At 37.1% G+C, this 10,774-nt stretch carries 11 protein-coding genes and 1 pseudogene; 1 reads left to right on the top strand and 11 read right to left on the bottom strand.

The window, feature by feature from the left end; translation table 11 throughout:
* A pseudogene (locus B5F78_RS14670) lies at positions 1 to 284 on the top strand (PD-(D/E)XK nuclease family transposase); the annotation flags it as partial.
* A gap of 377 nt (positions 285 to 661) precedes the next feature.
* On the opposite strand, the gene B5F78_RS14665 reads toward B5F78_RS14670, so the two are convergent.
* The 11 genes from B5F78_RS14665 to B5F78_RS14615 form a co-directional block, all read right to left on the bottom strand.
* Complete coding sequence (locus B5F78_RS14665) at positions 662 to 1,375, bottom strand: WecB/TagA/CpsF family glycosyltransferase (RefSeq protein WP_087407061.1); 714 nt, start codon at positions 1,373 to 1,375, stop codon at positions 662 to 664.
* Positions 1,376 to 1,381: 6 nt separating this feature from the next.
* A complete protein-coding gene (locus B5F78_RS14660) occupies positions 1,382 to 2,458 on the bottom strand; it encodes a polysaccharide pyruvyl transferase family protein (RefSeq protein WP_087407060.1) in 1,077 nt (358 codons plus the stop codon).
* Entirely contained in the window at positions 2,455 to 3,660 is a 1,206-nt protein-coding gene (locus tag B5F78_RS14655) for a Coenzyme F420 hydrogenase/dehydrogenase, beta subunit C-terminal domain (RefSeq protein ID WP_241148273.1), read from the bottom strand. The genes B5F78_RS14660 and B5F78_RS14655 overlap by 4 nt, the downstream gene beginning before the upstream one ends.
* Positions 3,644 to 4,429, bottom strand: coding sequence for a glycoside hydrolase family 16 protein (locus tag B5F78_RS14650; protein ID WP_087407058.1), 786 nt, complete (start codon positions 4,427 to 4,429; stop codon positions 3,644 to 3,646). Before B5F78_RS14650 ends, B5F78_RS14655 begins: the two co-directional genes overlap by 17 nt.
* 35 nt (positions 4,430 to 4,464) lie before the next feature.
* A complete protein-coding gene (locus tag B5F78_RS14645; protein WP_087407057.1) occupies positions 4,465 to 5,463 on the bottom strand; it encodes a glycosyltransferase in 999 nt (332 codons plus the stop codon).
* Positions 5,464 to 5,538: 75 nt separating this feature from the next.
* Positions 5,539 to 6,144 carry a glycosyltransferase gene (locus B5F78_RS14640; RefSeq protein WP_087407056.1) on the bottom strand — a complete coding sequence of 202 codons (606 nt, stop codon included), beginning with the start codon at positions 6,142 to 6,144 and terminating at the stop codon, positions 5,539 to 5,541.
* Positions 6,120 to 6,599, bottom strand: coding sequence for a hypothetical protein (locus tag B5F78_RS14635; RefSeq protein ID WP_140400176.1), 480 nt, complete (start codon positions 6,597 to 6,599; stop codon positions 6,120 to 6,122). The genes B5F78_RS14640 and B5F78_RS14635 overlap by 25 nt, the downstream gene beginning before the upstream one ends.
* Positions 6,600 to 6,813: 214 nt before the next feature.
* The gene (locus B5F78_RS14630; protein ID WP_162608562.1) at positions 6,814 to 7,680 is read right to left on the bottom strand and encodes a glycosyltransferase family 2 protein; all 867 of its coding nucleotides are present in this window, start codon (positions 7,678 to 7,680) and stop codon (positions 6,814 to 6,816) included.
* 53 nt (positions 7,681 to 7,733) lie between these two features.
* Entirely contained in the window at positions 7,734 to 8,885 is a 1,152-nt protein-coding gene (locus B5F78_RS14625) for a hypothetical protein (protein WP_087407053.1), read from the bottom strand.
* 1 nt (position 8,886) lies between these two features.
* Positions 8,887 to 9,564 carry a glycosyltransferase family 32 protein gene (locus B5F78_RS14620; protein ID WP_239473484.1) on the bottom strand — a complete coding sequence of 226 codons (678 nt, stop codon included), beginning with the start codon at positions 9,562 to 9,564 and terminating at the stop codon, positions 8,887 to 8,889.
* Between the two features lie 8 nt (positions 9,565 to 9,572).
* Positions 9,573 to 10,637, bottom strand: coding sequence for a glycosyltransferase family 2 protein (locus tag B5F78_RS14615; protein ID WP_140400174.1), 1,065 nt, complete (start codon positions 10,635 to 10,637; stop codon positions 9,573 to 9,575).
* Positions 10,638 to 10,774 lie beyond the last annotated feature (137 nt).

The raw sequence follows: 10,774 nt of genomic DNA, 5'->3' as shown, positions 1-10,774 counted from the left end.
TGAAAGAACAGGTGTTCAAGCATCTGGAACGGCTGGCTGCCGTAGCGAACCTGTCGGAAGCGAACCGTGTGGCTTATGATAAGGCAGTAGACCGTTTCTATGTGAGCCGGATTTACGAGGAGGACATGCAGGACCGAGTGGAGAACGCGATGCGGGAAGGAAGGGAAGAAGGCAAGAAAGAAGCCAAATTGGAGGATGCACAAAACTTTAAGCGCTTAGGTGTCCCTGCAGATATCATAGCAAAAGCTACCGGACTTAGTGCGGAAGAAATAGCAAAGCTTTAAGAAAAACGGTCTCTACGGTCACAAAGTCTTATGCCTCTTAGGCGGAAGTGCCGGCATGTAGATACGCAAATCTGACACTGTCTACTTCTCCACCGTTCTCGTTTCCGATGAGAAGTTCACACCTGTCAGGTATAGCTGGTGTTGGTCTGTCTGATACGGACTGCACGGTATTATTATTAGCTGTATTATCTATACTCCAAATTGAGTGCTTACGGAACTTTGGCTATTTTTTTCTGCTAATATATCCCTTACAATTATCTTTTGCAGCATGAAAACAGCATTCAGTAAATGTATTGGGAAGATTATTCCTTATATGATTTTCATTCTCCTTGTTCCATTTTCTGTTCTCTATGGAATAGGGAGGATGATAGGGCAGATTATCCGAAAAACCGTTCGGCGATAAAACGGACAGGAAATTGGAAAGCTGCTTGCAGATATCGTTTCCGCGTATGCTTCTCTTTATACATCCGATATGCAAAACGAAGGTTCAACCTGTCTGCCCATGCCGGATAATAATCTATCTCATTCTTTGCCGTCTGATGGATGAAGCCGCCACAAGTGAAACCGATTCCTTTGTAACCTTTATCATGTACTTTCAATAAAAACTTTTCCTGCATGACAATCCCCATACCCACTATCAGAAAATCTGGATTCAAGGCAACAATCCTTTCAGCCTCTCTGTCCATTTCCATTTCCGATGTGAAGTATCCGTTCCTGAATCCGCTAAATTGCAAATCCGGATAACGTTCCCGGAATATACTTGCCGCCCTTTCCACCTGTTCCTGTCGTGAGGCAACAATATAGACCGTTTTCCGGTTCGATTCAGCAAACGAGAGCAACTCCGGAGCCAACGAAGTCATGTCAAAGCTTCTTCGGGTAACTGTCCTGCCATAAAGCAACCTGATTGCAGCTACCAAAATGGAACCATCGGCAAATATACCGTCAAACCTGCCGAACAATTCTTTATTGTCTAATGCAGACAAGTAGGAAACCGGATTCAAGAACGTATAAATCCTGCCTTTCCGCATAAAGACCTCAGAAAAAGAAAACGTCTCCGCTGAAAGGATTTGTTGTACGAGAAGGGAAAACATACCACCTTATGACAATTGAGATGACAAATATTTGATAGATTGATTTCTTTCCTCTGCAATCTGCTTATTGACCAAAGTGTAATCAATAGGAGTTTCCAGAATAGACTGTAAGCATGTAACGTCATTCACGATTCTGGACTCCAGTCCAAATTGTTTCAGCAAGGAGCTTAGTTTCTGGTTGTTCATTGTCCGGATAATTGTACCAAAAGGCTTATTGTGTTTAATTGAGAAGATGCTGCCATGAAATGTATCCGTAACGATATAATCAGCGTCTCTAAAGTAAGCCAACACTTCAAAAGGTGTAGGTACAACTACTTCATCACACCATGGGAAATAATGCCCGATTGAAATTAGTTTTAATCCTTTGTCGCGTGCAAATTGCTTGATTGCAGTTATTTCTTTGGCATTGGTAATTCGTTCGGGATAAGTATAGACAATCATATATTTGTCTTTCCTGATTTCCAAAGGCATAAATTGTGTATAATCGTATATCAATACAGGATCAACATGCCGTAATGGATCTTTCCCTGTCAACACTTTGACCACTTCCGCACTATTCCCGTCACGTACCGAAATACAATCCAATTGTTTCAGCAATTCACTAATTTCTTCTTTGATGCTCATTTTTTGCAGTTTGTCTAACGTAGTAGCACCAAATGAAGCTGCATAGGTAATTTTCTTATCTGCATTCAATCCTTTTCCAAATAATTGAGGAGAAAAGCCAAACCAAGTCCGTTGAGCACAATTAAAGACTTCATCACTCCCTATCACTATCACATCATAATGCTCATGATTTTCTCCCTGCTTCACTCCAAGATAAGGAAGAAACTCTTTAGAAAAACGTGTTTGAAATTTGTAAATCGTCTCAAAACGTTTCACAAAATCCCATCCCCATAACCGTTGAAATAATAACTTTATTTTATGAAAACGACTGATTTCATAACCTTCCAACTGATGACCTGGAACAATGTTAATGAAATCGCAGGCATGTCCCAAAGCCTCTATATTCCTTTTCAATGAAAACGCTTGCAAGAAGGAACCGTAATTCTTCACTTCTTGCATGGATAATATGGCAACTTTCATAATGACTTATATTTGTTATAGACCGACTTTACCAAATCAAACACATGCCATTTGGAAGCCAATTCTTTTATTTGTCCTTTCAAACTTTTATCAATCAAATTAAACTCTACAGCTATCTCATCCAATGTCTTATTTGGATTCAGGAAAGCATGGATTATTAGATTACGTTGAGGATGCCGCAGGGACGGATGAGTTATATTATGATTTTCTATCAAAGCTTCTTCCAATGTGCGTTGTTCCATAAATACATTCTCTAATTGCGATACGGCTTTTTCTCCTTTTTTGTTATTTGCCAGTACCAAAGACACTCCCTTTAATACATTCTGTTTAAAAGGCTTTCCATGTCGGCCAATTCCCCAAAAATCTGCAATCGTACAATCGCCTACTCTTGGTATACGGGCATACGGACATGAATAACAAGAAAGTCGGAACAATGCGGAACGGTCAAAAGCCCTCATATATAAATCATCTATCCCATATATAGGGCACAATTTACCCCTAATCTCAACGGCTGGGGCAAAGCCCCAGCCGTTGAGACGGCGAAATTCAAATTTGTCAATATTTATACCTTTCTTAACTGACAATTTCTTTATATAAGCCTGCAATATGGCATCAGAAGGGACACCATGGCAAGCCAAATCCAACGTTAACAGATTGTCATATCCTTTATGTAAATAAGCCTGAAGTCCTGCCACTTGGCATGGCGTGCCACAAAACAACACTTGGATGCCTTGCTGCAATTCTTCTTTTATTAGAGAAAAAACAGAACCTAAATCACTTTGCACATACTTGCTGCCTCGTAATGCGGCCAGTCCATCCAATGAATCGGATTCCACATGCCTGTATTTCAGCTTTCCAACAAAAGCGGCACCCCAAACTCTACCTCCTTTCTTAATCACACTTCTGGCAAAAGCCGAAAAAGCACCACCCGAACTGCTGACTGTCCTGTCCGGATAACTCCACAGAGCAAAAGCCTTCGGACTACTTTCATTTTTTTGCTGTTCCGGAAGCAATATGGGACACCTTTTAGTACAAAGCCCACATTCCACACATAGATTCCTGTCAATGGCGGGATACAAAAAACCTTCTCCATCAGCCTGCATTGTTATGGCATGATGAGGGCAGGTATTTGCACAAGAGGTACATCCTGTACATAAATTATGAGGAGCTAATTCAATCATTGTACTATTTTTTGAATTCATAATATTTTATCCAGTCTACTTGCAAAGTTTGTGGCAAAGCATCATCATCCGTTCCACAAGCACCCGCCCAATTACCCCCATAAGCCAAAGCTATAATCAAATGGTATTCATGAGCAAACGGCCATTCCTTGATTTCTTCTTTGGAGAAACGGCACACTTCTTTTCCATCCACCAATGCCACAAAACAGTCTTTATACCACTCCAATGTATATACATGGTAATCTGACACATCAATCTTTGCATACCGTTGATTCTGTTGATGATTACTGGTTTTGCCTCCAAATTCTCCCCATAAATGGAAATTCAACTGGTATTTCCCTTTGCCCCAACATCCAATTTGTTCCACAATGTCTATCTCCCCATGACATTTTTCTTTCGAAGCGTCCCGCAACCATATCGCATTCCATACACCTTTACTGACCGGACATTTGGCACGGAATTCCAATTTCCCACATGAAAAAGTCCGTTTCGAAATGATGCGTCCGGAAGTATAAGAATTTGTACCGGTAAAATTCTTACGCAATACAAGATGCAACTTTCCCCGTTTGACATATACATTATAAGGATTTTTCACATAATGGGCTAAATGTTCTTTTGTATACGTTTCGGACACGGTCCAATCACTTTCACTTGGATATCCTTTCCCATTAAAATGTTCTTCCCAAGAAGGCTTCTCTTCAAAAGCATCGGCAGAAGGTTGGGCGGAAGATTTTACCGGATATAATATAAACGACAACGCCCAAAGGATTAAAAGAGAAAATGGTTTCATGTCGATAACTCAATAAGTTTAATTTTATAACATTTTTATTTTAAATGTGACTTAATGCAGTTATTCAATAGAGAACAAATGCTTTCAGGATTATATCTACTTTCCACAAATTCTTTTAACTCGGGTTGTGAAAATCCTTTATTCAAAGCTTTTTCTATTCCTTTTCCTATTTCATCTACACTATAAGGATTCACTAATATGGCTTTACCATCATAGTATTCTTTAGGCGCACCAATATTAGTCAAGACTATTTCACAACCATAAGCTGCAGCTTCAAGCGCCGCCATACCTACTCCTTCACGCAAAGAAGGGAGAGCAAACACTTTTGCCGAACGGTACAATTCCAATAATCTTTTTTCGCTTAATTCACCCAAGTATTCAATATTTGTACTGTTGCCAATCAATTTTAATAAATCTTTCCGTTCCTTTTCACCAAATACATGACCCGCTAATTTTAACTTAAAACCATATCGTTTTGATGCTTCTATAAGACGATGCACGTTCTTATTTGGTGCGTCCAATCTTGATACATGCAAACAAAAATCTTCTTTTTTACCAATTATACCAGCATTTGGAACTCTGTAATTCAATGGGACTTTAGCGATTCTGTCTTGAGGAATTTCTAAGCAATAGTTTACATAATGTCTTTCTTGCTCAGATCTTACAAGCCAAAGTTTAACCTTATCTTTGATTGTCCACATGTCATGAAAATGGTTGGATAAGGCAAGTTTCGTAGACCCATAATATTTAAAGAGAAACTTATAAACTTTATCACTTCTGTCAGGGTCTATGATTGGAGCAAGCACAATATTCTTATTTATTCTCGAAAGATTGTTCACCAGTTTATAAATGTTTGCTCCCATTGCAAATATAACAACCGCATCATAATTGGAGAAATCAATGTTTTCCCACAAGTTAACTAAAGTAACTTTTTCTCCTAATTTCTCAAGACCTTCCTTCCACATAATTGCTTGTATCTTGATGCCATTATTATAAGTCAATGACCCCATTGAGTCAATAAATGCATATTTCATAAATTGTTCCCTCTGATTTTATATTACAAAATTGTTTTTTAACGAATACCTATTACAACTATAGTTATAAGATTTCTAACAATTCCCACTTTTGTATTGCGCATGTAAAGTTTCAAAAAGTTGTATCCACATCTGCATCACTCGCTCTTTGCTATATTTTGCTACTGTTGTTAAGGCGTTTGACTGCATTCTAAGTTTTTCTTCCTTGCCAAGTCGGATATATTTCAGTATGCTATTGGCCAAACATTCTGTAGTCCGTTCTTTAGCAATAATGCCATTGTCCCCATCACTAATTAAATTGTTGCAACCAGGAATGTCGAATGAAACACAAGGAAGTCCCGCATTCATAGCTTCCAACAACACCAATACAAAACCTTCATATCGAGATGAAAGTACAAACAGAGATGCTTGATTATATTCTGTTTCAATTCGTTGTGTTGTGCCCTTCAAATACACAGACTTTTTCAATCCCGTTTCTTCTATCAAATCCATTAGCAATTCATACTCGTTTCCACGCCCCCAAATATCAAGTGTCCATTCCGGTTCTTTTTCAATCACTAGTTTCCATGCTCTAATCAGCATAGGCATGTCTTTTTGGTGTGTCAAACGCCCAACGCAAATGGCTTTCTTATGTTTAAGTCCCGATGGTACTTGTTCTACAAAATTTGTAAAGTTGGGAATGACCTCAACAGTTTTGGCTTTCCATCTTTTTCAATCATGTTCAGTGAGTACCACAAATCGATCATATTTTTTAACAAGTTCTTGCGCAACCACATCATGACGTATTGTTTGAGAGGATTATGGAAAGATTCCTTATCCATAATTATTAACCCTTCATATGAGAAATGAATTACGTAAATGCGTGGTGTATGCTTGAAAGTAAATGGTAGAATGTACGAAACAAGTTTCATATTCTCGTTGATGATAATATCGGACAAAACTTCCTTCACTATTCGTTTAATTTCCTTATAAAGATTAGGAATAACCATCAAACGTTTGCCAAAAGACCTTGAATTTCCATTAATAGCGATAGGATGAAGAAAGATAGAAGAATGCAATTGATATAATGGAGCATCGTCTTTTTTCCAAAAATATGATACATGAATCTCGTAAGGCATATTAGGTAAATCTGCCAAATAGTTTGCTTTATCAACCTATATGCGCTCAATTCCTCCACTATTGGTTAAGCTATTTACAAAATATAGTAATTTCATATTTACTACCAGATAATAAACCAAAAGAATATGTATAGTCAGTTATAACGTAATGATACTAACACTCATCTAAGAATCTTTGCAGAAAGCATACTTATCACTATTCCAAATTCCAAGAACTTTTCGTCGTTCGTTTTCATTTGATAATTGAATGTGTTTTGTCCAAGTACCTTTTTTGTATTTTATAAAAATAACCTTCAATCCTACCTTTCAACAAACAGAATGAATGCCTCGCTCCGGCGGTATCAAGCCGTAACAATGACAAAATGATACCTCCCATTGGCCGGATGAAACTTCTCAGAATTATTGATAAAGGGTAGTGATGCTTTCGCAATATGTATCCCCAGCCTCTTGCATACTGGTATTGTTTTACCTCGTTGTCTTCAAAATTCCCTTTGTCTGATAAAGGATGGTGCACAACGATGCCCGGTTCATAATAGACCTCCGTGCCTAAGGCTAACATCACGTTGATGAGATAGTCGGTTTCCTCTCCCGAGCTTAACTTATAAGGCGAGCCTACACCTATATTCTCGTCAAACGTTATTGACTTTACATATTTTACAAATATGGTATAAGAAATGGCTCCACAATGGTTATACAAGGTCAGCCGTCGCGCATTATCTGGGAAATTGTTGGTAGACTGTCCATTTTCATTCGTACCTTTAGCAATGACACCCGCACAACCTTTAGCGAAGAAGCCAAGCACTTGTCGCAACACATCTGGCTCATACCAACAGTCATCATCGGGGAAGCCTACATACTCACCGTTGACATGGTTCAAAGCCACGTTCCTTGCGTGTGACAGAGAGCAGCGTTCATACTTTATGTAAGTGAATTCAATCCTTTCGTCAAGCCCGTTGAAAACGTCCCTGTTGTCGCCTTGGTCGACGAAAATAAGCTGCACCTTACTGAAATCAACGCCCTCTTGAGCGTTCAATGATTTTACGAACCGTGCAAGTTTACTTTTCCTGTCTTGCGAGGTCTGCACTAACGATATTCTCATTTTGTTTAACATTTCTGAATTTAAGCATTAAAAACATTTTTATTTATAGTCTTTTATATCTTCTTTTGAAAAGAAAAATAGCATAGAACAAAACAACTTAAAATACCGTTATTGGCAATAGACATTGAGTTATTTGTTGAACTAATCAACAAAAAAGACAAAATTATAAACCATTTTTCAAAAGGAGGTCGCCCATCCATCATTTTATTAAGAAATGACAATATACATATAAACAATGCAACTGTAAAAATAATGCCAAATCGCAAAATAAACATAAGCCAGTAATTTTCGATTATCAATTCGTCTATACCTGTACGATATAATATCTTTTCGATTTGATAAGACGGCAGACCTAAAATGAAATCCCTTAGCGAATAGAAATTAAAAATATCAAATATGCGAATTCTTACACTTGCACTACTTTCATCATACAGACCCATTTCTAATAATCTATTACCAAAACCATATTGTATAATCAAATATGCTAAAACAATTCCCGCAAAAACAATATACCAAGCAAATTTTTTATACTGTTTATTATGTGTAAAAATTAGGTAAAACAGATATATTAAACTTGCTACGCACCAAAATGCCATTGTGCTTCTTGTATTGAAACACAATATTGCAATCATTCCTAAAAAAAACAGTTCAAGTTTATATTTCAAATCAGAAAATAATATGAAACTCATCATTATAGAAACACATAAAGCATTTTGTAAAGGATGGCCAATCAATGAATAACTTCTAAACCCATCATACCCTGCATTGACATTTACAAACATATTTGTTCCTATAATTCGTTCAAAAATAGCTAAGCCACATTCGATTATATAGAATGTCATAAGAATTTTCTTTGCTCGTAATATATAAGAATCGTATTTGTAACTATTGAAAAACTGGTAAATTAAAATTGGGGATACAAATCCTGTCATCATCATTTTCATGTCCACATTTCTGCCTGATAACAAATTAAAAGAACTCAAAATGGAAATAACCAATAAAAAATAGTTATTTATTTTGTTGTCAAAAAATTTGTATTTTCCAAATATGCACAAAAATAATATTAGATATACAGCAGGATTTAAGCCTCTGAAAAATGAATAATCTACGCCTTCCTTAAAATATCCTATTCCAACCAACAAATTGTAACACATCAATATCACTATTGACATTAATATTAAATTAAAATAATGTACTGATCTCATCTTATTTTGATATATGACGGAAGAGAAAATCCCTGTATCTGATACCCAAAGCCTTACATATCTTCATTTCCAAACGTGAATACCACGGCTTCCAACTCCCACTGAAATGATGGATACAATAAGTTCTATCAGTTTGTTCAATTTCTCCTGTTTGATAATTTTTTGCACAGAAAAAATCCACATCATGAATATTTAATTGTATATTGTTTTTCTGTATAAATCTCGATAATAAGATTGTATTGGGTGACTCATTGTAAGAACCGTCTGCATTAAAGAATGTTTTATCATTATAAGTGTCTAAAAAATCCCTGATGAAATGTACATTTGCTTTTGCTCCTATAACACCTGTACCAATTTTACCAAAGCATTCATACCCTATAAAATAATCTTTATCCAACAGATTATCGAAAGGTTTTATCACTTCTATATCAGTGTCTAAATATATACCACCTTCTTTTACTAATGCATACAAACGGGCAACATCAGATACGAAAGCATATTTCTTTACGTGATATGCTTCTTTTGTAAAATCATTGTAATTGACATCAAAGTTGTCTTCGTTCCATTCCTTTATTTCGTAGTCAGGCATCTTGTCTTTCCATGTCTGGATGCATTGCAAAACGTTTTCTGGCTTCTGATTGCGTCCGAACCAACAGTAATGGATTGTTTTTGGTATCATATTGTTTATCATTTGTTTAATTCTAATACAAGTCTGTACTGCAAGAAGTCTCGGTTTACTAAGGCATTCGCTAAAGGAGATTTTGTTTTTAAGTTGTGAAAATAGTTTTCCCAAAGCTTTGCTGTAAGAACAAACACGGCACGGTCAATGTCAATGCGCCCCAGTTTTCTTATTCTGTTGTAGTTCATCCTTACCTGATTGAGCATCACTTCTGCAAACTTCTCGTCATTACGCAAGCACAACGCGGCACGATCGGCCAAAAGCTGCTCGGTTATCCAATATGTATCAAGCGTCTTCACATTGCCGCGTGACTTTGATGTTATGCCTTCTGGGTTTATACGATAATGGTATAATAATTGGCTCGATGTTGCCACTTTCCTGGCCAACGGAAATATAACGAAAGCCATGACAGTATCTTCAAACCAATAGCCTTTAGGAAAATGAATCCGAGAAAACAGTTCAGACTTGAATATTTTTCCCCATGGAAAACCGTAAAAGAGTCCATATCCATTGTCTGAAACGGAATTCTCGTGACAGAAAACGTTCAAGTCTTTCTTGTCATTGAACTTTACATACCCACATTCATAAATGTCGATATCGTTATCATCAACAAATCGTAATACGTCATCTATTTTTACCCCAACTAAAAATTCATCATCGCTGTCCAAAAACGTCACATAGCGCGCTTTGATGCTGTCTAACGCCCTGTTGCGTGCGCCTGAAAATCCCCTGTTCTCCTGCGTAATGACTTCTACTCTTGCCTCTGCATCATATTTCTTCAACACTTCGGCGGTATTGTCCGGTGACCCGTCATTGACAACGGTCACTACGAGGCGGCGTGAAGTGGGAAGTGATAAAACAGAATCAATACATCTTTCTATGTATTGCGCAGTTTTGTATGCAGGGATTATCACTTGCAAGTCATATATGTAACTGTTTTCTTTGGGCGTGCAAAGACAAGAGTTTGCAGGATTTGCAGAGACGTTATTTAGTAAATATCTTGCAGCGTAAACATCCTTTTCTTTGTTTTCCACCATGTCATGCACGAATGGCTTAACAAATTTATAAATCATCTTGTTAAGATGGAGCTTACGTATTATTTTATTCAAGTTTCGCAAGTTCAACTTGCAGCTTTTAATCTATAAATGTCGCAAATATGTTTCATATCTTCCTCCCTGTTGATGATAGCCTGATAGATATCTTCGTCAGT

It is taken from the genome of Bacteroides sp. An279, from assembly GCF_002159615.1.
In the GTDB taxonomy this organism is placed as follows: domain Bacteria; phylum Bacteroidota; class Bacteroidia; order Bacteroidales; family Bacteroidaceae; genus Phocaeicola; species Phocaeicola intestinalis.
Note: the sequence above shows the minus strand (reverse complement) of the source record. Positions and strands in the feature narration are given on the sequence as shown.